General features: G+C 64.2%; 18 protein-coding genes and 1 pseudogene. 13 read left to right on the forward strand and 6 right to left on the reverse strand.

All coding sequences use genetic code 11. From position 1 onward, the window contains the following. Window positions 1-3: 3 nt before the first annotated feature. Entirely contained in the window at window positions 4-2511 is a 2508-nt protein-coding gene (locus AB4074_RS08690; RefSeq protein WP_441413029.1) for a GcvT family protein, read from the reverse strand. A gap of 50 nt (window positions 2512-2561) precedes the next feature. Next, window positions 2562-2912, reverse strand: a complete 351-nt coding sequence (locus AB4074_RS08695) for a bifunctional 3-phenylpropionate/cinnamic acid dioxygenase ferredoxin subunit (protein ID WP_059388150.1) — start codon at window positions 2910-2912, stop codon at window positions 2562-2564. A 232-nt stretch (window positions 2913-3144) separates the two neighbouring features. Between AB4074_RS08695 and AB4074_RS08700 the strand changes: the two genes are divergently transcribed. The 4 genes from AB4074_RS08700 to AB4074_RS08715 are packed head-to-tail and all read left to right on the forward strand — an operon-like array spanning window position 3145 to window position 7309. Next, window positions 3145-4341 (forward strand): NAD(P)/FAD-dependent oxidoreductase, encoded by a 1197-nt coding sequence (locus AB4074_RS08700; protein WP_441413030.1) that lies wholly within the window; start codon window positions 3145-3147, stop codon window positions 4339-4341. Between the two features lie 44 nt (window positions 4342-4385). Continuing rightward, complete coding sequence (locus tag AB4074_RS08705; protein WP_441413031.1) at window positions 4386-5522, forward strand: aromatic ring-hydroxylating oxygenase subunit alpha; 1137 nt, start codon at window positions 4386-4388, stop codon at window positions 5520-5522. 60 nt (window positions 5523-5582) lie between these two features. Next, a complete protein-coding gene (locus AB4074_RS08710; protein WP_441413032.1) occupies window positions 5583-6671 on the forward strand; it encodes an S-(hydroxymethyl)mycothiol dehydrogenase in 1089 nt (362 codons plus the stop codon). Beyond that, a complete protein-coding gene (locus tag AB4074_RS08715) occupies window positions 6668-7309 on the forward strand; it encodes an MBL fold metallo-hydrolase (protein ID WP_441413033.1) in 642 nt (213 codons plus the stop codon). Before AB4074_RS08710 ends, AB4074_RS08715 begins: the two co-directional genes overlap by 4 nt. On the opposite strand, the gene AB4074_RS08720 is transcribed toward AB4074_RS08715, so the two are convergent. Next, entirely contained in the window at window positions 7306-8130 is an 825-nt protein-coding gene (locus AB4074_RS08720; RefSeq protein WP_441413034.1) for an IclR family transcriptional regulator, read from the reverse strand. The genes AB4074_RS08715 and AB4074_RS08720 overlap by 4 nt on opposite strands. A 103-nt stretch (window positions 8131-8233) precedes the next feature. On the opposite strand from AB4074_RS08720, the gene AB4074_RS08725 reads away from it, so the two are divergent. Together AB4074_RS08725 and AB4074_RS08730 are read left to right on the forward strand one after the other, a co-directional pair. After that, entirely contained in the window at window positions 8234-8971 is a 738-nt protein-coding gene (locus tag AB4074_RS08725; RefSeq protein WP_441413035.1) for a VOC family protein, read from the forward strand. A gap of 723 nt (window positions 8972-9694) precedes the next feature. After that, on the forward strand, window positions 9695-9976 hold the full coding sequence (locus tag AB4074_RS08730; RefSeq protein ID WP_441413036.1) for a hypothetical protein: 282 nt from the start codon (window positions 9695-9697) through the stop codon (window positions 9974-9976). A gap of 369 nt (window positions 9977-10345) precedes the next feature. On the opposite strand, the gene AB4074_RS08735 is transcribed toward AB4074_RS08730, so the two are convergent. Then, the gene (locus AB4074_RS08735) at window positions 10346-11017 is read right to left on the reverse strand and encodes a GntR family transcriptional regulator (protein ID WP_236815841.1); all 672 of its coding nucleotides are present in this window, start codon (window positions 11015-11017) and stop codon (window positions 10346-10348) included. Window positions 11018-11171: 154 nt separating this feature from the next. On the opposite strand from AB4074_RS08735, the gene glyA reads away from it, so the two are divergent. The 7 genes and pseudogenes from glyA to purU all read left to right on the forward strand — a co-directional run bounded on the left by glyA (window position 11172) and on the right by purU (window position 19946). Further along, the gene (gene glyA / locus AB4074_RS08740; RefSeq protein ID WP_345447872.1) at window positions 11172-12527 is read left to right on the forward strand and encodes a serine hydroxymethyltransferase; all 1356 of its coding nucleotides are present in this window, start codon (window positions 11172-11174) and stop codon (window positions 12525-12527) included. Continuing rightward, window positions 12524-13744, forward strand: a complete 1221-nt coding sequence (locus AB4074_RS08745) for a sarcosine oxidase subunit beta family protein (RefSeq protein ID WP_345447871.1) — start codon at window positions 12524-12526, stop codon at window positions 13742-13744. Before glyA ends, AB4074_RS08745 begins: the two co-directional genes overlap by 4 nt. A gap of 24 nt (window positions 13745-13768) precedes the next feature. Then, window positions 13769-14041: pseudogene (locus AB4074_RS08750) on the forward strand (sarcosine oxidase subunit delta); the annotation flags it as partial. Between the two features lie 38 nt (window positions 14042-14079). Further along, the gene (locus AB4074_RS08755; RefSeq protein WP_441413037.1) at window positions 14080-17025 is read left to right on the forward strand and encodes a 2Fe-2S iron-sulfur cluster-binding protein; all 2946 of its coding nucleotides are present in this window, start codon (window positions 14080-14082) and stop codon (window positions 17023-17025) included. Further along, a complete protein-coding gene (locus AB4074_RS08760; RefSeq protein WP_441413038.1) occupies window positions 17018-17653 on the forward strand; it encodes a sarcosine oxidase subunit gamma in 636 nt (211 codons plus the stop codon). Before AB4074_RS08755 ends, AB4074_RS08760 begins: the two co-directional genes overlap by 8 nt. Further along, window positions 17653-19044: an L-serine ammonia-lyase gene (locus tag AB4074_RS08765; protein WP_441413039.1), complete on the forward strand. Its 1392-nt coding sequence runs from the start codon at window positions 17653-17655 to the stop codon at window positions 19042-19044. Before AB4074_RS08760 ends, AB4074_RS08765 begins: the two co-directional genes overlap by 1 nt. A gap of 2 nt (window positions 19045-19046) precedes the next feature. Beyond that, window positions 19047-19946 (forward strand): formyltetrahydrofolate deformylase, encoded by a 900-nt coding sequence (gene purU / locus AB4074_RS08770; protein WP_441413040.1) that lies wholly within the window; start codon window positions 19047-19049, stop codon window positions 19944-19946. A 31-nt stretch (window positions 19947-19977) separates the two neighbouring features. Here purU and AB4074_RS08775 read toward each other — a convergent pair whose 3' ends face one another. Together AB4074_RS08775 and AB4074_RS08780 are read right to left on the reverse strand one after the other, a co-directional pair. Then, window positions 19978-20544, reverse strand: a complete 567-nt coding sequence (locus tag AB4074_RS08775; protein ID WP_441413041.1) for a dihydrofolate reductase family protein — start codon at window positions 20542-20544, stop codon at window positions 19978-19980. A gap of 102 nt (window positions 20545-20646) precedes the next feature. Further along, the gene (locus AB4074_RS08780) at window positions 20647-22146 is read right to left on the reverse strand and encodes a PucR family transcriptional regulator (protein WP_441413042.1); all 1500 of its coding nucleotides are present in this window, start codon (window positions 22144-22146) and stop codon (window positions 20647-20649) included. Between the last annotated feature and the right edge of the window lie 62 nt (window positions 22147-22208).

Consider the following 22208-nt stretch of genomic DNA (forward strand, 5'->3'; position numbering starts at 1 on the left):
GCGTCAGCCCCGTAGCTTTTCCATGGTCGGATCCACGAGGGGATCGGTGGAGATGGTGGCGGGGATCCGCTTGCCGAAGTATTCGATCTCGACGGCGTCACCCTCGCCCGCTTCGGCGGGCAGCCAAGCGTAGGCGATGGGCTTCCGGACGGTGTAGCCGTAGGCGGCGCTTGTGACGTAGCCGGAGGGCTCTCCCTTGAAATAGACAGGTTCCTTGCCCAACACCACGGACGTGCCGTCGTCGACTGTCAGGCAACGCAAGCGGCGGTTGACGGGCAGTTCGCGGCGGGCTTTGAGGGCCTCGGCGCCAACGTATCCGTCCTTGTCCTTGCTGACGGAGAAGCCAAGGCCCGATTGGAAGGGCTCGTGCTCGGGGGTCATGTCGGTGCCCCATAGCCGGTAGCCCTTCTCGAGGCGCAGGCTGTTGAACGCACCGCGGCCGGCCGCGATGATGCCCTGCTCCTGGCCGGCCTCGAACAGCAGGTCCCAGAGCCTTTGGCCGTTTTCCGCCGTCGTGTACAGCTCCCAGCCCAACTCGCCTACGTAGGACAGCCGCATCGCGGTGACAGGGATCCCGCGGATTCGGACCTTCTTGGTCCGGAAGTACTTCAAACCGTCGTTGCTGAAATCGTCGTCGCTCACCTTGGCAATGACCTCGCGGGCCAGCGGTCCCCAAAGCCCCACACAACACGTGGAGCCGGTGATATCGCGGACCTGGACCCACTGGGTGACGTCCCCGGCGGTCTGCTTGCGGACCTCGGTGGTGAAGTAGTCGAAGTCGATGTTGCCGTTGGCTCCGACTTGGAAGGTGGTTTCGTCGAGGCGGGCCACCGTAATATCGCTGCGGATGCCGCCGTCGCCGTTGAGGAGCAGGCAGTAGGTCACCGCACCCGGCTTCTTGTCGACCTTCCCGGCGCTGAGGCGCTGCAAGAGGGCTTCGGCGCCCGGGCCGGAAACCTCCAGCCGCTTGAGCGGCGTCATGTCATAGAGCGCGACGGCGGTGCGCGTCTTCCACGCTTCGGCCGCGGAAATGGGGGAGTGGAACATGGCGGCCCATGGTTCGCGTTCAGGTGCGCGCCATTCTTCCGGGAGCACCTCCAGCAAGCCGCGGTTGGCCTCGAACCAGTGCGGGCGCTCCCAACCCTGGGCTTCGAGGAAGAACGCCCCGAGCTCCTTCTGCCGCGCATTGAACGGGCTCACGCGCAGTTCGCGGGGGGAGACGCGCGGCTGCAGCGGGTGCAGGACATCGTAGATCTCCACGAAGTTCTGCTGGGAGGTTTCGCTGACATAGCTCTCCGCAGTCTGGATTTCCTCGAAGCGGGAGACTTCGCATTCGTGGAGCGGAATCCGGGATTGGCCCTCGATCAAGAGCTCGGCCACTGCCCTGGCCACGCCGGCGGAGTGCGTCACCCACACGGCCTCGGCAACGAAGAACCCTTCAACCTCCTTGGACTCGCCCACCAGGGGACCGCCGTCCGGGGTGAAGGAGAAGATGCCGTTGAAGCCATCCGCAATCCCCGCGCCGGCAAGTGCCGGAAGGAGTTCCTTGGAGTCCTCCCAGCTCGGCAGGAAGTCCTCTTCGGTAAACGCCAGGCGGGACGGCATCCGGTGCTCGGACATGTCCGCCGCAGCAACCTCGGGCAGCTCCCGGAGGTCCACGGGCATGGGCTTGTGGGCGTAGGAGCCAATGCCCATCCGGTCCCCGTGCTCGCGGTAGTAGAGGTCTTTGTCCTGGTGGCGAAGGATGGGCATCCACGCGCCGTTGGCGGGATCAAGCAGCCGCGAGGCATCGTTCCGGCCCACGAGCTCCGGTACGGAGGTGGTCTTGACGTATTGGTGGGCCAGCGGGAGGAGTGGCACGGACATGCCCACCATGGCGCCGATCCTGGGTCCCCAGAACCCGGCGCAGGAGACCACGATGTCAGCCGGGATCACGCCGTCGGGCGTTACGACCCCCGTGACTTTGCCGCCTGTCTGTTCAATGCCGGTAACGGGAGTGGAACCGCGGAACGTGACGCCTGCGGCGCTCGCCTTGGCGATGAGCAGGCCGACGGCGCGGGCCGCGGAAGCCAGGCCGTCGGAGGGTACGTAGAGACCTCCGAGTACCTTTTCCTGATCGAGCAGCGGGTAGTGCTTGGCGCACTCGTCCGGATCGATGAGCCGGCCTTCGACACCCCACGACGCCGCGTAGCCCAGCTTGCGCTTGAGGTCCTCCAGGCGCCCTGGCGTGGTGGCCACCTCAAGACCGCCCACCTGGTTGAAGCAGGAGACGCCGGAACCGCTGAGGGAGAGCAGCTTGTCCACGGTGTAGGACGCGAATTCGGTCATGGCCTTGGAGGCGTTGGTCTGGAACACGAGGCCGGGGGCGTGCGATGTTGAGCCGCCCGCCAACGTCAACGGGCCCTGCTCGACCACGGTGATGTTGGTCCAGCCGCGGGTGGACAGCTCATCCGCAAGATTGGCGCCGACGATGCCGGCTCCGATGATGACGACGCGGGGTGTTGTGGACATGCGTGTTGCTCCTGAGGTAAGGCGTACGGAAGTTTGGGGCTCGCCGGAAGCTAGACGTGGCCGTCGACGGTCAACCCGGGCGGCAGGTTGGGCTCGTCCTCAGATTCCTTGACCATGATCTGGCCGTCCACTACCAGGACTTCGTGGACCCTGACGGGCAGTTTGGCCGGAGGCGCATCGGCGGCTCCCGTGCGGAGGTTGAACTTTGAAGCATGGAGGGGGCACTCCACCCAGCAGTCCTCTACCCAGCCGTCGGCGAGGGAGGCGTCTTGGTGCGTGCAGGTGTCGTCGAGGGCAAAGAGTTCGCCCTCTTCGGTGTGGAATACGGCAATCGGCGGAGACGTCTCAAGTCGAATCGCGTCCCCCGGAGCCAACGAGCTAAGCGGACAAGCACTGTGCATCTCACGAACCTCTTTCACCGGATTGGTCGAAAACCTGGGGGCGGTTGTTTCATGATCAACGAAGATCACGATACGCAACAGAGTGATGGACCTCACAGGGGCTTGTCAAGAGGTGGAAATTACTGCGCAGATTGCTTGACACGCGATGTGAAGGCCGTCACACTGTTTCGCATAACGAAGGTCGTTGCGTAATGCGCAATAAAATTTCGAACGGCTCAACGAGGAGGAAGCCATGGAGACATTGGCGATCGTGGGCGCATCATTGGCTGGACTTTCCGCCGCCCGCGCTGCCCGCGCGCAAGGTTTTTGTGGCCGGCTGCTCATCATTGGAGATGAGCAGCAGCGGCCCTATGACCGTCCGCCCCTGTCCAAGGAGTTCCTGGCAGGAAAGATCGGCATCAAGCACTTGATGTTGGAAGCGGAAGAGGCGGGAACGGCAGATCCCCTGCAGGCCGAATGGCTGCTGGGCTCGCCTGCACGAAGCTTTGACGCCGCCACCAGGACCATCACGCTAGGCGACGGGCGCACGGTGGTGGCTGACGGCGTCGTGATTGCCACGGGAGCCTCGGCGCGGACGCTGCCCGAACTTGCGGGCCTATCCAATGTCTTTACGCTGCGGACTCTTGAGGATGCGCAGGACCTGGCTCCGGAACTCGTTCCGGGCGGCCGCCTGCTGGTGGTTGGCGCAGGCTTCATCGGCGCGGAGGTGGCGTCAACGGCCAAGGGCCTGGGAATGGACGTGACCATTATCTGCAAGAGCCCGATCCCGCTGAGCGCTCCGATCGGTCCGGAGATGGCTGCTGTCATGGCCACGCTCCACGGGACCAATGGAGTGGAACTGATTTGTGACACGGGAATCGACTCGTATTACAGCTACGAAGGAAATGTGACCGGTGTCAGGCTCAGCGACGGCCAGTACCGTTCCGCCGACGTCGTACTCCTTGGAATCGGCGCGGTCCCCAACGTCGGGTGGCTGGCCGGTTCGGGCTTGGCGATCGACGACGGCGTCACGTGCGATTCGATGGGCCGGACCAACGTCCCCGGCGTGGTTGCCGTGGGAGACTGCGCGGCCTGGTTCGACGAACGCAGCGGGCAGCACCATCGCGTGGAGCATTGGAGCGGCGCCCAGGAACGTGCCGCCCTTGCCGTGACAGCGCTCTTGGATCACTCAGCCGCACCCCAACCGCTCAACCTGCCGTACTTCTGGTCTGACCAGTACGGAGTAACGCTCCAGTTCGCCGGCCATGCGCGGGACGCGGAGCGCGTCGAAATTGAGGCAGGGCAGCTCCAGAACCACAGCTTCCTGGCCGTGTACTACCGGGGCGAGGAACCAGTGGGCGTTCTAGGTGTGAACCAGCCGCGTCTGTTCACCCGTTGGCGCCGGCAACTCAACGCCCGCAACGCCCCGCCCGTCCTGGCAACCCCTTAGACATTCCAAGCCTCAACCACGTTCATCACTGAATAGGAGTCAGCATGACCACTGAAGTTGTTTCCCCCAGCCTGATCCCCACTCTCCCCGGCCACACTTATGTCAGTGAAGACATCTTCCGCGCCGAGCAAGAGCACATCTTTGAACAAATGTGGTTCTGCGCAGTGCGCACCGCGGACCTGGAGAAGGCCGGCTCGTTCAAAACGATGCAGATCGGCCGCGAGAGCGTGCTCATCAACCGCACCCGCAAGGGGGAAATCCGCGCGTTCTACAACATCTGCCGGCACCGTGGCGTGAAGCTGTGCATGGAGGAGTCCGGCGAGGCCAACCGCTCGTTCCAGTGCCCGTACCACGCCTGGACCTACGATCTTGAGGGAAAGCTCATCGCGGCCCCCAACCTCACCAAGATGCCGGATATCGATCGCAACGAATACGGGCTGGTCAAGGTCCACGTCCGCGAATACATGGGCTACGTCTGGGTCTGCCTCGCGGATGAGCCGCCGTCGTTCGAGGAAGACGTCATGGGTGCGATCGAGGAACGCCTCGGGGACCTGCGGGCTGTTGACAACTATGACATCGCGAACCTGAGCCTTGGCCGGCGCATCAAGTATGACGTCAAGGCCAACTGGAAGCTCATCATCGAAAACTTCATGGAGTGCTACCACTGCGCCACGATCCACCCCGAACTCACCGAAGTCCTGCCCGAGTTCGCCGACGGCCTGGCGGCACAGTATTTTGTGGGCCACGGCGCCGAGTTCGGTGACGACATCAAGGGCTTCACGATTGACGGTTCCGAAGGCCTGGATCGAATTCCCGGAGTCGGGGATGACCAGGACCGCCGGTACTACGCAGTGACCATCAAGCCGAATGTCTTCGTCAACCTGGTTCCGGACCATGTCATCATCCACCGCATGTTCCCGCTGGCCGCCGACCACACGATCGTCGAATGCGACTGGCTGTACCTGCCTAGCGTGGTGGAATCCGGCAAGGACGTGAGCGCATCGGTAGAGCTCTTCCACCGGGTCAACGAGCAGGACTTCGACGCCTGCGAACGCTGCCAGCCAGCCATGGGTTCCAAGATCTACGCCAAGGGCGGCGTCCTGGTACCGAGCGAGCACCACATCGAGGCGTTCCACAGCTGGGTCACCAACAAGATCGCCGACGTACCCGCCGACAGCTAGCCTGAAGAATGTCTGTCTTGTGACGAGCTACCGCGAACTTAGGAAAAGGAACACCAGCTAATGGTTTACAAAGTACGGGCGGTCATCGCCAAGGAAAAGAACGCTCCAGTCTCCGTGGAGACCATCCTGGTGCCCGACCCCGGTCCGGGCGAGGCGCTGGTGGACATCCTCACCTGCGGCGTTTGCCACACCGACCTGCATTACAAGCAGGGCGGCATCACCGATGATTTCCCCATCCTGCTCGGCCACGAGGCCACAGGTGTGGTCAGCGCCGTAGGACCGGACGTCACTGAAGTAGCGCCCGGGGACCGCGTGATCTTGAACTGGCGTGCCGTGTGCGGGGAATGCCGGGCGTGTGCCAAGGGCCAGCCGCAGTACTGCTTCAACACGCACAATGCCACCCAGAAGATGACCCTGGAGGACGGCACTGAACTTACACCGGCCCTGGGGATCGGCGCCTTCGCCGAGAAGACCCTCGTGGCCGCCGGGCAATGCACCAAAGTAGACGACGACGTCGATCCCGCCGCGGTCGGGCTGCTCGGCTGCGGTGTGATGGCAGGCATCGGCGCCGCCATCAACACAGGTGAGGTCAAGCGGGGCGAGTCCGTGGCCGTGATCGGCTGCGGGGGCGTCGGCATCGCCGCCATTGCCGGGGCAAAGCTCGCCGGCGCCACCACGATCATCGCCGTGGACATCGACGCCAACAAAATAGAGATGGCCAAGTCCTTGGGAGCCATGCACGGTATCAACTCCAGCCAGGAGGACCCCGTCGAGGCCATCCGGTCGCTGACCGGCGGCAACGGTGCCGATGTGGTGATCGACGCCGTCGGACGCCCCGAGACCTTCAAGCAGGCCTTCTACGCGCGCGACCTCGCCGGCCGCGTGGTGCTGGTGGGCGTCCCGACGCCGGGCATGTTGCTGGAACTGCCCCTGCTGGATGTCTTCGGCCGCGGCGGTTCGCTGAAGTCCTCCTGGTACGGGGACTGCCTGCCGTCCCGCGACTTCCCGATGCTGGTGGCGCACTACAAGCAGGGGAACCTTGACCTGGACGCGTTCGTGTCGGAACGGATCACCATCGACCAGGTGGAAGAAGCGTTCGCGAAGATGCACGAGGGCAAAGTGCTGCGCTCGGTAGTGGAAATCGCATGAGCGTCACCATCGAAAACCTCGTCACCTCGGGCACGTTTTCGCTCGACGGCGGCACCTGGGACGTGGACAACAACGTCTGGATCGTCGGCAATGACGACGAATGCGTGATCATCGACTGCCCGCACGACGCCTCGGCGATCATCGACCAAGTTCGTGGCCGGAAGGTGCGCGCCATCTTGCTCACCCATGCTCACAACGACCACATCGGAGCAGCGCTCGACGTGGCGAAGGCCGTGAACGCGCCGATCTACCTGCACCCGGCGGACATGGTTCTGTGGGAGCAGGTGTACCCGGATGCCGCGCCGGACCGTTACATTGCAGACGGCGACATCTTCGAAGTGGCGGGCACGGCCCTGCAAGCCATCCACACGCCAGGCCACTCACCGGGTTCCACGTGCTTCTACCTGGAAAGTGAAGGCACGGTGTTCACGGGGGACACCCTCTTCAACGGCGGTCCGGGGGCGACGGGCAGGTCGTTCAGCGACCACCCGACCATCCTGGCCTCGATTCGGGAACGCCTCCTGACGCTTCCCGCGGAAACCGTGGTCCGGACCGGGCATGGCGGGGACACCACCATCAAAGCCGAGGGGGACAACCTCGCCCAGGCAGAGCTGGATCGCCAGGTCGACGGCGTTTAGGCGCCGCTGGCTGCGGTGTAACCCATCTTGACGCTGATTGAATACCCGGCTTGCTTGAGCGCATCGAGCAGGCCGGGTATTTTTTCCGGCTCAAAACGGAAGGCCGGCCCGGAAAGGCTGATGGCTCCGATCACCGTGCCGCTATGGTTGCGGATCGGAACGGCGACGGCGTTGAGTCCGCGTTCGAGTTCTTCATACGTGGCGGCGTACCCGGCCTCCGCGATGACCGGCATTTGATGCTCCAGCTCGTCCCGGTCGGTGATGGTCTGTGGCGTGTATCGCGCCTGGCCGGATTCCCTGAGAACGCGGTCACGCGTCGCAGGTGGCAGCGCTGCAAGCATGACCTTGCCGCTGGACGTCGCGTGGAGCGGGGTGAGCCCACCGATCCAGTCCTGCGTGCCAAGCGTGTTGGGACCGATGGCCTGATCCACATTGACCGCGAAATTTGACCGCAGCACGGCCAGGTTGGCAGTCTCCGCGAACTTCTCCGCCAGGGCTTCGAGATCTTCCCGGGCCTCCCTCACCAAGCTGAGACGGGCCGGAATGGCACTGGCCAAGCGCAGGATGTTGAAACCGAGTTGGTACTTTCCGCGCTCGTGATTCTGCTGCACCATGCCACGGGCGTCCAGGGCGCTCAGCAGTCGCGACGCCGTTGACTTGTGGACGCCCATTTCCTCCGCGATCTCACTCACGCCGGCATCTCCGTTGCGGGCGATGATTTCGAGCACCGTGATGGCCCGGTCCACGGACTGCACCCCGGCGTGCTGCGCGGCGGCGGGATCGGTATCGGGGTCGTTGGAAATGCTTGCATCAGCGTCCATGTGGTTCATCGTCTCAAACGCCGTCAAATGAGTGGCCTCTCCGGGCAGCGTGTCTTGGGGTACTGCGGTCTGTCTCGCCTGCCTGGATATAGGATCGGTCGATATGGCACTGCGACTTGTTCAAGTGAATTTCAAGGCCCGGGATGACTCGGCCCTCGGCAGGTTTTGGGGGGAGGTCCTTGGCTGGGATATTTCCAGCGAAGGACCCGGTGTGAGCAATGTTGAACCCGTCGGCTTCATCGGGCCGGACCCCGTTGCCGTCTGCGTCGACGTCGTCACGGTCCCGGACCCCGAAACGGTGAGGTACCGCGCCCACCTCGACCTCGCCACGACCTCTGAGGCCCATCAAGCGGAGCTTGTGGCGCGCCTGTTGAAGCTCGGCGCGACGCCCGCCGACATTGGCCAAGGCGATGTGCCGTGGACGGTCCTGGCCGACCCGGAGGGCAACCTGTTCTGTGTGCTGGAGCCTCGGCCGATCTACCGGGACACCGGGCCGATCGCAGCGGTGGTGGTCAATTGTGCGGATCCGCGGGCCATGGCCCGGTTCTGGAGCGGGGCGATGGACTGGACCCTGCACGAGGTGCGCGACGATCTTGCGCGGCTGCGTTCGGCCAAGGGTGTTGGGCCGTATCTGGAGTTCGTCCGGACACCCGCCGCGAATTCCGCGTGTGGCCGTGTACATCTCGACCTGAGACCGTACCGCGGCGATGATCAAGCGGCAGAGGTGGCCCGGCTGCGGGCCCTGGGCGCCACGGACGCCAACGTCGGCCAGGGCGACGTGCCATGGGTATGCCTCGCCGACACGGAGGGCAACGAATTCTGCGTCCTCACCCCCGGCTGACGCAGCGCTTCGAGACTAGCGGCTCGCCGAACCAGCAGGGGAGCCGGGAACGAAAGGCGGAGGCCTAAAATCATTGTCCGTTAGGTTCCCGGGTCCATGGGTTATCCAGCGAAGGACCAAGAGGACCAGAATCAACGAAAGGGCGGCGCCAACTAGCAAAACAGGAAATCGCCACTTCATTCTCGGCATCCGCAAACCCCTCGATTTAAAACAGCTGACACGCGTCCCTTATGGCCTGACTGCGATTGCGCAGCAAAGCATCGTCCCCCGCACTGGCCGCCTTCGCAATGAACCATGGGGCAGCAACCATGTCAACCACGCGGGCCATCACAAACTCCATATCGGGGTCAAGACGCGATCCGGCGCGACAGGGATACCGAACTGGCCAGCCTGCCCGCATTCCTTCGCCCCACCTCGAACCTACTGGCCCATGTTTGAAGTTGTTTTTGGTTTGGCTTTGGCGAGGATTTCCTCGGGTGTCTTGATCACGCCCTCACGCTCAGGGTTCTATGTGCTTCTCCTCGCTACCACTCAAATATGGGCGATTCGCCACTCATTTTGATTCGGAAGACCACTCAGTGCAGTTTTCCCTTGTTAGCGTTTGCGATGAAGGCCCCCGTCGCGCGTTAAAGAACTCGGTGTCGGGGGTTGGGACGTGTCGTCGCCTCGCCCCTGCGTGCGGATCATAGGTCACGGCAATGGTCAAAAAGGAGATGACCAATCATGCAGCCCTTGGTAAGGAAGCGCTCAGGCGTTGCGCTCTCCAGATTTTTCCTGCTGGGAGCGGCCATCTTGTTGATTTTGCCGCTCTATCCGTTCACAGCTATCTCTGCTGTCCTGTCAGGATCTGCCCTCTTTCTTGCAGCCAGAGAAACGCCGAGTCGGAACCGCACCGTTACCATGGCCACGGCCGTTGTGCTGTTCGGAATGGTCATCTTCTTGACGCTCCTGAGCCTGCAGACAGGAACAATTGGCCCCCACGGCGGCGAGGTCTCGAAAGTGTAGCTCCCGCTGTTCAACGCTCTCAGGCGCGCACGACGGCGACACGCCCCGAAAAGGACACGTCGCCGTCGTTGTTAATTCCTTCGGTGCGGGCCGCCGTCGATCGCCTCAAGCCGTTCCTTCTTGGGCGCCGTCGTGCCACACTTGGTGGACTATCGATTGACTGGGGGATCCGGGTCAGGAGATTGGTATGTGTGTTCTGATGCAACCTCGCACCTCGGGCCGCCGGCTGGTGGTGATCGAGCCATGAACATCGGTTGGGCTTACTTCATGTCGGGAATAATCGCAGTTGACTCGCTCTTACTGGGATTGCTGCTGTTGAACCTGAAGTGGCCTAGGCACTGGAAGAGATGACGCCTGAGGTCCTCGAACCTAGAGCACCTTGCGGATCGTTTCTTCGAAACTCACCACGTGGTGCAGGGCGAGCGCAGCCGCCCTGTCCTCATCGCCGTCGGCGATTGCGGTGAGCAACTCAGCGTGCTCTGCGACGTGGCCCGTCACTGAAGGCATCTTGTCCAGCATGTGGCACCAGATGCGTGTTGCCAGGTTGTCGTAGCGGATCAGCACGTCCTCGAGGTGCGGGTTGGCCGCGGCCTTGTAGATGAGCCGGTGCACCTGGATGTCGTAGCGCATGAGTTCCTGCTGCCCGGCGTCGTGCGCTTCCAGGCCGCTTATGGCTGCCGCGACCTCGCGCAGTTCCTCCCGCAGCTTGGGGCTGGCCATGCGGGCAGCGCGCCGCGAGGCCAAGGGCTCAAGCAGTTCCCGGATTTCGGACACATCCGCCAATTGGGTGATGTCGACGCCGGTGGCGAAGGTTCCGCGGCGGGGATACGACACCACGAGGTGGTCGCTTTCGAGCCGCTTGATGGCCTCGCGCACGGGCGTCCGTCCGATGCCGAGTTCCGCGGCAATCTGACCGTCGTTGATGGGGTCGCCGGGTTTGATGTCCAGCATGATGAGCCGGTCGCGCAGGAGCAGGTAGGCGTTTTCCGCCAAGGACGTTCCCTGTGTGCCTGTGTCCAGTGCCTCCAGTGCAGTGCTCATGTGCCCTCTCCCGTTTGTCACAATTCCAAGTCTGGCGGATCAGTTGCTGCCGGGCTGTTGACGGTTGTGTGATCTCCAACATACTATGGCAACAGTTCTAATATATCAGTTGCTGATTAGTCAGTAAATATAAGTATCTCAAAAGGAGACCATGATGGTTGAACCGCTGATCCGCCCGCTCGCCCAGGCGGACCCGGAGGTTGAACAGGCGATCGCCCAGGAACTCATCCGCCAGCAGTCCACGCTGGAAATGATCGCCTCCGAAAACTTCGCCCCTGCAGCCGTCATGCAGGCACAGGGCTCGGTCCTGACCAACAAGTACGCGGAAGGCTACCCGGGCAAGCGCTACTACGGCGGCTGCGAGCACGTCGACGTCATCGAGCAGCTGGCCATCGACCGCGTCAAGGCTCTCTTCGGCGCCGAAGCCGCAAATGTCCAGCCGCACTCCGGCGCCCAGGCCAATGCCGCAGCCATGTTCGCGCTCCTCGAGCCGGGGGACACCATCATGGGCCTCGACCTCGCACACGGCGGCCACCTGACCCACGGCATGCGCATTAACTTCTCCGGCAAGCTGTACAACGTCATCCCGTACCACGTCAGTGAATCCGATCTCCGGGTGGATATGGCGGAAGTCGAAGCCCTGGCCCTGGAACACCGCCCGAAGCTGATCGTTGCCGGCTGGTCCGCGTACTCGCGCCACTTGGATTTCGCCGAATTCCGCCGCATCGCCGACCTCGTGGGCGCCTACCTCATGGTGGACATGGCCCACTTCGCCGGCCTCGTCGCCGCGGGACTGCACCCCAACCCCGTCCCGTATGCCGACGTCGTGACCACCACGACCCACAAGACTCTCGGCGGTCCGCGCGGCGGAGTGATCCTGTCGAAGGAACAATACGCACGCAAGATCAACAGCGCAGTCTTCCCCGGCCAGCAGGGCGGCCCACTGGAGCACGTGATCGCGGCCAAGGCGGTCGCGTTCAAGATGGCAGCAGAGCCCGAATTCCAGGAACGCCAGGTGCGGGTGCTGGAAGGCGCCAAGCTCCTTGCCGAACGGCTCTTGAAGGAAGACGTGGCCGCAGCAGGGATCTCGGTGGTCAACGGAGGCACCGACGTCCACCTCGTCCTCGTTGACCTGCGCCACTCGGAACTGGACGGACAGCAAGCCGAGGACACCTTGCACCGCATCGGCATCACCGTGAACCGCAACGCCGTCCCGTTCGACCCGCGTCCGCCGATGGTTTCCTCGGGACTCCGGATCGGCACTCCGGCACTAGCCGCCCGCGGCTTCGGCGCCAAGGAATTCGCGGAGGTCGCGGACATCATCGCGACGGCGTTGATCGCCGCAGCAAGCGACGGCACTCTAGGTGACCACACCGCCGTCGAACTCCGTGCGAGGGTTACCGCGCTCGCCGAACAATTCCCGCTTTACGCGCATCTTTCCCAGAGTGGCAGCGGCAACGACGCCGCTGCGACCGAACTTGAGGCAGAAATGATTGGAGCAGCCCAGTGAGCGCAGACCAACTCCCCGAACACCCGGATTTCCTGTGGCGTAACCCGGAGCCCAAGGCTTCCTACGACGCCGTGATCGTGGGCGGTGGCGGCCACGGCCTCGCCACCGCATACTTCCTCGCCAAGAACCACGGAATGACCAACATCGCCGTCTTGGAAAAAGGCTGGCTGGCCGGCGGCAACATGGCCCGAAACACCACGATCATCCGTTCCAACTACCTCTGGGACGAGAGCGCTGCTATCTACGAGCACGCCCTGAAGCTCTGGGAGATCCTGCCCGAGGAACTTGAATACGACTTCCTCTTCAGCCAGCGGGGCGTCATGAACCTCGCCCACACCCTGGGCGACGTCCGCGAAAGCGTCCGCCGCGTCGGCGCGAACAAGCTCAACGGGGTGGACGCCGAATGGCTGGACCCGCAGCAAGTCAAGGAACTCTGCCCCATCCTGAACATCAGCGACAACATCCGCTACCCGGTCATGGGCGCCACGTACCAGCCCCGTGCAGGCATCGCGAAGCACGACCACGTCGCGTGGGCCTTCGCCCGCAAGTGCGACGAGCTCGGCGTGGACATCATCCAGAACTGTGAAGTGACAGGCTTCCTCAAGGACGGCAACCGCGTGGTGGGCGTCAAGACCAACCAAGGAACCATCCACACCGAAAAAGTTGGCCTCGCCGCGGCCGGCCACAGCTCGGTCCTCGCCGAAATGGCAGGATTCCGCCTCCCGATCCAGTCGCACCCCCTCCAGGCGTTGGTGTCCGAACTGCATGAACCCGTCCACCCCACGGTGGTCATGTCCAACCACGTGCACGTCTACGTTTCCCAGGCACACAAGGGCGAACTGGTCATGGGCGCGGGCGTGGACTCCTATAACGGCTATGGCCAGCGGGGCTCCTTCCACGTGATCGAGCACCAGATGGCCGCCGCCGTCGAACTTTTCCCGATCTTCGCCCGGGCCCACGTGCTCCGGACCTGGGGCGGAATCGTGGACACCACCATGGATGCGTCGCCGATCGTCGGACTCTCGCCGGTGGAGAACATGTTCGTCAACTGTGGCTGGGGAACGGGTGGCTTCAAGGGCACGCCCGCTGCCGGCCTGACGTTCGCCCACACCATCGCCACGGGTACTCCGCACGAGCTCAACAAGCCTTTTGCGCTGGAACGCTTCGAGACCGGTGCCCTGATCGACGAACACGGCGCCGCCGCCGTCGCCCACTAGCCGCAGCCCTTTAGGAGACCAACCATGCTGCTCATCAGCTGCCCCAATTGCGGGCCACGAGACGAAACCGAATTCCACTACGGCGGCCAGGCCCACGTTGCCTACCCGGAAAACCCGGACGCGCTGACGGACCGCCAGTGGGCCGAGTACTTGTTCTACCGCGACAACACGAAAGGCGCCTTCGCCGAACGCTGGGTGCACAGCACCGGTTGCCGCCAATGGTTCAACATGCTCCGCGACACCGTCAGCTACGACATCCAGGCCATCTACAAAATGGGCGAACCGCGCCCCGATGTGAACACCCGAGCAGCCACCACTCCGGAAGGAGCCACGAAGTGACCCCGCAGAACGCCCGCCTCGCCACCGGCGGCCGCATCGACCGCAGCATCTCCTGGCGGTTCACCGTGGACGGCCAGGAATACACCGGGCATCCCGGAGACACCGTTGCTTCAGCATTGCTGGCCAGCGGCCGCATCAACGTCGGCAACTCGCTCTATGAGGACCGGGCCCGCGGCATCATGTCCGCCGGCGTGGAAGAATCCAACGCCCTGGTCAAGGTGGCTGCCCGCTTTCCCGGCCATGTCGCCGAGTCGATGCTTCCCGCGACCACCGTGTCCCTCGTGGACGGGCTCAGCGTTGAGTTCCTGAACGGCCTTGGCAAGCTCGACCCCAACGAGGACCGTGCCGAGTACGACAAGAAATACGTCCACACCGAAGTCCTGGTGGTTGGCGGCGGCGTTTCCGGCCTCGCGGCAGCCCGTGAAGCCGTCCGCACCGGCGCCCGGGTCATCCTGATCGACGACCAGCCCGAACTCGGCGGCTCGCTGCTTTCCGGTTCTACTGCACCGGAACTCGCTGAGACGATCGAAGGCAAAGTGGCGCTGGAATGGATCGCCGACGTTGAGGCCGAGCTCGTCTCCGCCGCCGAATGCACCGTCCTCAACCGCACCACGGCCTTCGGCTCCTACGACGCGAACTATGTGATCGCGGCACAGAACCGTACGGACCACCTCGGCAGCCCGGCCGCGGACGGCGTCTCCCGCCAGCGTATTTGGCACATCCGTGCCAAGCAGGTGGTCCTCGCCCCCGGCGCACACGAGCGTCCGCTCGTCTTCGAGAACAACGACCGTCCCGGCATCATGCTGGCCTCGGCGGTCCGGAGCTACCTCAACCGCTACGCAGTCGCTGCCGGGCGGAGGGTCGTCATCGGCACCACCAACGATTCGGCCTACCTATTGGCCGCGGATCTGCTCGCCGCTGGTGTCAAGGTCGCCGCCGTCGTCGACGCCCGCCCGAAGCTTAGCGACAAAGCGGCAGCCGCCATCGAAAGCGGCATCCGCGTCCTCGTCGGCAGCGCCGTCGCCGATACCTCCGGCGCGGGAGAGAACGGCCGGCTCGACGGCGTCACCATCCGCAGCCTCAACGACGACGGCGAAGTCACCTCGGGCGTCGAACGGATCGCTTGCGATCTGCTGGCGGTTTCCGGTGGCTGGAGTCCGGTGGTCCACCTCCACAGCCAGCGCCAAGGCAAGTTGCGTTGGGACGATGACCTGGCAGGCTTTGTGCCGAGCTCCGTCGTCAAGGACCAGCACGTGGTCGGCGCCGGACGCGGAATCTACGAGCTCGCGGACTGCCTCGGCGAAGGCGTATCCGCGGGTGCCGCGGCCGCCATCGCCGCGGGGTTCAGCTCCCAGACGGTGCCCGCCGAGATCAAGGCGCCGGTTGCCTCCGCCCCCACCCGCCAGTTGTGGCTGGTGCCGGGCCAGAGCGGAAACGCGGGGGAGTGGCACCACCACTTCGTCGACTTCCAGCGCGACCAGTCCGTGGCTGACGTGCTCCGTTCCACCGGGGCCGGAATGCGCTCGGTGGAACACATCAAGCGGTACACCTCCATCAGCACCGCCAACGACCAGGGTAAGACGTCCGGCGTCAACGCCATCGGCGTGATCGCGGCGGCCCTCAAGCAGGCTGGCGAAGCATCCCGCGGCATCGGTGACATCGGAACCACGACCTACCGGGCACCGTTCACGCCCGTGGCCTTCGCAGCCTTGGCGGGACGCCAGCGCGGCGAGCTGTTCGATCCCGCCCGCGTCACCTCCATCCACCCCTGGCACGTTGCCCAGGGAGCGCTCTTCGAGGACGTCGGCCAGTGGAAGCGTCCCTGGTACTACCCGCAAGCGGGCGAAGACATGGACGCCGCCGTGCTCCGCGAATGCGCCGCAGTCCGCGAGTCGGTGGGCTTCATGGACGCCACCACCTTGGGAAAGATCGAGATCCGTGGCAAGGATGCCGGGGAGTTCCTGAACCGCATCTACACCAACGCCTTCAAGAAGCTCGCCCCCGGATCGGCCCGCTACGGGGTCATGTGCACCCCGGACGGCATGATCTTCGACGACGGCGTGACCCTGCGCCTCGACGAGGGCCGCTACTTCATGACCACCACCACCGGCGGCGCCGCCAAGGTCCTTGACTGGCTCGAGGAGTGGCACCAGACCGAGTGGCCGGAACTCGACGTAGTATGCACGTCGGTGACTGAACAGTGGACGACGATTGCCGTCGTCGGACCCAAGTCCCGCGCCGTGATCGCCAAGGTCGCCCCGCAACTGGCGGCCGACGGCGGGTTGGACGCCGGAGCGTTCCCGTTCATGACGTTCCGCGAGACCACGCTGGCCTCCGGAGTTCAGGCACGGGTTTGCCGGATTTCGTTCTCCGGTGAGCTTGCCTACGAAATCAATGTTCCGTCCTGGTACGGGCTCAACACCTGGGAAGCCGTTGCTGCGGCAGGGGCCGAGTTCAACATCACCCCGTACGGCACCGAGACCATGCACGTGCTTCGTGCCGAGAAGGGCTACCCGATCGTCGGGCAGGACACGGACGGCACCGTCACCCCGCAGGACGCCGGGATGGAATGGATCGTTTCCAAGGCAAAGGACTTCATCGGCAAGCGTTCCTACAGCCGCGAGGACGCGGTCCGCACTGACCGCAAGCACCTGGTCAGCGTCCTGCCGGCAGACGGTTCGTTCCGTCTTCCGGAAGGCACACAGCTCGTGGAAAAGGGAATTCCGGTCAACCCGGCTTACGGCCCCGTGCCGATGCAGGGCTTCGTGACTTCGAGCTACCACAGTGCCGCTTTGGGCCGTTCCTTCGGCCTGGCACTGATCACCAACGGCCGCAACCGCATCGGCGAGACCTTGGTGGCCTCCGTCGGCGACCAGTTGCTGGACGTCGTTGTGGGAGAAACCGTACTTTTCGACGCTGAAGGGACCCGTAAAGATGGCTGAAACAGCAACACCCGCAAACCCCGAGACGCTCCGTGCCGCACGCCGCAGCCCGGCGTCGCACCTGGCACCGACCTTCGAGTCCGGTTCCGTGGCCGGAACCGTGGCGTTGAAGGAAATCCCGTTCCAAACCATGGTGGGGATCCGGGTTGACAGGAATTCCGACGCCGGAGCCCGCCTCGCGTCCGTGGCTGGCGGCCTGCCGGCGGCCTGCGGTGAGATCGGCGGGGATGAGAGGGCCACCACCCTGTGGCTTGGGCCGGAAGAATTCCTGGTGGTCGCACCGGAATCGGCCCACGATTCCCTGGGCGGAGACCTTGTCCGCGCCCTTGTGGAGGCCTTGGGCGACGACCCTGGGCAAGTGGTGGACTTGTCCGCCAACCGCACCACCTTCGAGCTGTCCGGGATCCGGGCGCGAGACGTCCTTGAGAAGGGTTGTTCGCTGGACCTGCACCCCCGCGCCTTCAGCACCGGAACGGCCCTGGCCACGGAAATCGGCAACATCCCCGCCATGCTGTTCAAGACCGGCGAGGACAGTTTCCGGATCTTCCCGAGGGCGTCGTTCGCCGACTTCCTGGGCCGCTGGTTGCTTGACGGTATGAGGGAATACGCCTCTCCTGAGGTCCCCTGATGGCACTGAGCGTTCTTGACCTGTTTTCCATTGGCATCGGGCCGTCGTCGTCGCACACGGTCGGCCCGATGCGGGCGGCAAAGCAGTTCACCGACGGCCTGGAATCCTCCGGGCAACTCGCGGCAACGGTGCGCGTCCAGGCAGAGCTCTTCGGCTCGCTGGGCGCCACTGGCCGCGGCCACGGCTCGGATAAAGCCGTGGTGCTGGGACTGCAGGGTCAATCGCCGGAAACAGTGGACACCTCCACTGCCGACGACCAGGTTGCGGCGGCCGCGCTGGACGCCGAATTGCGGATCGCCGGACACCACCGCGTGGACTTCAACTGGGATCAAGACGTGCTCCTGCACCGACGCAAATCCCTGCCTGCCCACCCCAACGGGATGACTTTCCGGGCCCTCGACCATGCCGGCACAGTGCTCAGCGAACGCAGCTACTATTCGATCGGCGGCGGCTTCGTGGTGGACGGCGATGCGTCCGGAAGCGACAAAGTAGTCGCCGACAGCACTGTGCTGCCTTATCCCTTCAGCACTGCGGACGAGCTCCTGGCGATTTGCGCACGGGAGGACATGTCCATTTCCGATGTCATGCTAGCCAATGAGCTCGTGTGGCGCAGCGAGGCCGAGCTTCGCGAGCGGCTGCTGCAGATCTGGGCCGTCATGCGCGAATGCGTGGACAACGGCTGCGCCGCGGAAGGAATCCTGCCGGGAGGCTTGAACGTGAGGCGACGGGCGCCGTCGTTGTTCAAGACGCTCAGGGCCACCGACGCCGGTCTGCAGGGCTCAAGCTCGGCAGACCCGCTGCTCGCCATGGAATGGGTGAACCTGTTCGCGCTTGCCGTGAACGAGGAAAACGCCGCGGGCGGCCGCATCGTCACGGCACCCACCAACGGGGCAGCCGGCATTGTGCCGGCGGTGCTGCACTACTACACGAAATTCGTGCAGGGAGCCGACGACGACGGCGTGGTCCGCTTCCTGCTCGCGGCGGCCGCCGTCGGGATCCTGTTCAAGATCAATGCGTCCATTTCCGGTGCAGAAGTCGGCTGCCAGGGTGAAGTGGGCTCCGCCTGTTCGATGGCGGCCGCCGGTCTGTGCGAGGTCCTCGGCGGCACTCCCGAGCAAGTGGAGAACGCCGCGGAAGTAGGCATCGAACACAATCTCGGCCTCACGTGCGATCCCGTAGGCGGGCTGGTGCAGATTCCGTGCATCGAACGCAACGCCATCGCCAGCGTGAAGGCCATCAACGCCGCCCGCCTTGCACTGCACGGCGACGGCAGCCACAAAGTGTCCCTTGATAAAGCCATCAAAACCATGCGAGAGACAGGAGCGGACATGAAAAGCAAGTACAAGGAGACCTCCCGCGGAGGCCTCGCCGTCAACGTAGTGGAGTGCTAGCCATGACTGTCACACAAAATGAAACCGCTGCTTCGACGCGCGGCGAGACCACGGTTGAGCATGTCCTGACGCTCGATTGCCCGGAAACGCGGGGGATCGTGCACGCTGTCTCCGGCTTCCTCCTGGAACACGGCTGCGACATCATCGACAATAAGCAATTCGACTCCCAACTGGATCACCATTTCTTCATGCGGATCCACTTCGCATCGGATGGGGATCAGTCGACCATCGACTCGCTGCGGGAATCCTTCGCTCCTGTTGCCGAAAAGTTCGGCATGCGCTGGCAGCTGCAACGCCACGGTGCCAAGCGGCGGGTGTTGATCATGGTCTCGAAGTTCGAGCACTGCCTCAACGACCTTCTGTTCCGGGCGCGCATCGGCGAACTTCCCATCGACATCGTCGGGGTAGTCTCCAACCACCCGGACCACAGGCGCACGGTCGAATGGCACGGCATTCCGTTCTTCCACGTGCCGGTCACCCCGGACACCAAGACGGCGGCAGAGGGTCAACTCCTTGACCTCATCGATCGCCTGGATGTCGAACTCGTGGTCCTGGCCCGCTACATGCAGGTCCTCAGCGACGATCTTGCCCGCAAGCTCGACGGCCGCGCCATCAACATCCACCATTCGTTCCTCCCCAGCTTCAAAGGTGCCAAGCCGTACCACCAGGCATACGCGCGGGGCGTCAAGACCGTGGGTGCCACCGCGCACTACGTCAACGGCGAATTGGACGAAGGGCCGATCATCGCCCAGCAGGTGGTGGAAGTGGACCACACCTTCGGTCCGGACGACCTGGTCGCGGCCGGGCGCGATACCGAGTGCAAAGCACTGAGCAACGCTGTCCGCTGGCATTGCGAAGGGCGCGTGATCCTGCAAGGCAGCAGGACCGTGGTGCTCAAGTAGTGTCCGAACGGCCCACCCAACGGTGGGCCGTTCAGGCGCTGTTTCGTGAGTAGCGGAGCAAAACCACACCATTGCCGAAGGTGCGCGTCCCCTCGAGCCTGAGGTCCATCCGGACACCAGGGTCCTCGAACAGCGGCCGGCCCCGCCCCAAGACCACGGGATTTACGCGAATTCGGAATTCGTCGATCAAGCCGTGCCGCATTAACGCGGAAGCCAGATTGGCGCCGCTCAGGACGATGTCGCCGCCGGGTTGCGCCTTCAGTTCCGCGATCTGTTCAGGCACGACGTCGTGAATCACCGTGGTGTTCGAGCCTGCCTGCGTGAGGGTCCGCGAAAACACGAACTTAGGCATCTCGCGCCAGATCCCGGCGAACTCGAACATGGGGGTCGAGATGTCCGGATCGGGCGCGGCCGTGTTCCAGTAATCGGCCATCACATCGTAAGTAATGCGCCCGAACATGAAGGCCCCCATCCCTCGGAACTCCCCGTTCAAGAAGCCGAGGAGTTCGTCGTCGACGAGGCCCCAGCTGATGTCCCGATCGATCGTCTCGAAGAATCCGTCCAAAGAGACCGACATCATCAGGATGATCTTGCGCATTCGAGTACCTCCCCTGGCGGCGAAAGGCGACACGGCCGCCGTCGTAGCTTCCAGTGAAGCACCCCGGGATCAAGCCGAACAGGGCATGATCGGGCTGGCCACCTAAAGCCGGGCCAGGCGGGTTGCCAAGTGAAGGGCGGCAAGCCGGCCCGTCCCCCGGGGATCCCCGCCGCACAACTCGAAAATCCGCTGGAGCCGGTGGTGCATCGACTGCCTTTCCAAGTGCAGTTCCCGCGCCGACTGAGCGGTATTGCACCCGGAATCCAGCCATACCGCCAAGGTCCGCATCAGCTCCGAGCGCCGCTGCTCGTCATGCTCGACGACGGCGCCGAGCTGCCGCCGCACGAATACCTCGCGGGCGGCCGCGTCGAGGCTCGCTCCCGCCAGGCGCTCGACCGCGAAGTCCTCGGCATCGACCACACCGTTCCGGGTTTCGGACCCCGCTCCCGGCCCGGTTCCAGGGATGAGTTCAAGCGTCCGGCGTGCTTCTGCCAGCGACCATGGCGCCTCGCCGATTCCCTGCGCCAGTGGACCGACGGCTATGACCGAGCCGTCGGGGACATCCAAGGCCCCAAGCGCTTGGATGAGCGCGATGCGCGAAGCCACTGCCGTGGCGTGGGGGATTGCGGCCAAGGCGATCAGTTCGGCGTTGTCCGCGTAGCTCGCACTTTGCGGAACCGCGTCGTCCAGGATGCCGTCGAGCCGTGTCCGGAGCTGTCCCGCCGCCGGGGAACGCACGACGACGGCGGCGACCGGACCGCTGGCGGGAAACCCTGAAGCCGGCCCCAGTTGCTGGAGTCTCCATGACTGGGTGCCCGAACTGATGGCCCGCATGAGCTCGATTCCCGCAAGTTCCTTGAGCCCGGGTGGCATGCGTTGCAGCAACGCCAAGCCGAGGATATCGACGCACCGCTCGCCGGCCACCCGCGCAAGGTTGGCGTCGCCGTCGTCGGGCACTTCCAACTCCAGGCGGGCCGCCAGCACGCCGCGGACGGGCACCTCGACGGTGGTGACGGTGCAGGACTCGGGCTGGACGGCCGCCGTCGCGCTTCCCAAAGTGATGCCCGACGGCGAGACGAGCCTCGCGCTGGAACCCGTCCGGCCCGCCAGCACGGCAAGGAGCTGATCCAGTCCGCCTCCGTGCGCGAGTTCCGCCGCCATGGCATGGCTCGTTTCGTCGCCGAACTGCAATTGCGCCACCGATTCGCTGACCAGCCGCGAGTTGATGGCTTGCATGATGCCCACGAAGGGGGCCACTTTGCACAACTCGATGATGGGAAGCCCGGCCACCTGGCCGGCGTCGAGCATGGACTCCGGTATCGCGGGCAGCTCGGGACCCGTCTCGATGGCCAAAGCGGTGATGCCGCGGGCCGCCAGTTGGCGGACGTAGTCCACCCGCCGCTCGTCCGAAGCAGTGGCGAGAGCCTGCCCGCCGCTCAGAAGCAGCTCGCCGCCCCGCAGCAGCGGAGCAATGTCCAGCACTTCGCTCGAATGGACCCAGCGGAGCTGCCGGGACAGTGCCCCAGGCACATCCGTTCGCAGGACTGGTTCCGCCGCTCTCAGGCTCTCGTGTTCGAAAGCGTCGGCAAGGAGTAGGGACATGACACTCCGTAACTAATTTCGGGGAACTATCGTACACATCGTATCTTGTTGCTGTGATCTGG

The sequence above is a fragment of the Arthrobacter sp. 2MCAF14 genome (assembly GCF_052115645.1).
Classification (GTDB): domain Bacteria; phylum Actinomycetota; class Actinomycetes; order Actinomycetales; family Micrococcaceae; genus Arthrobacter.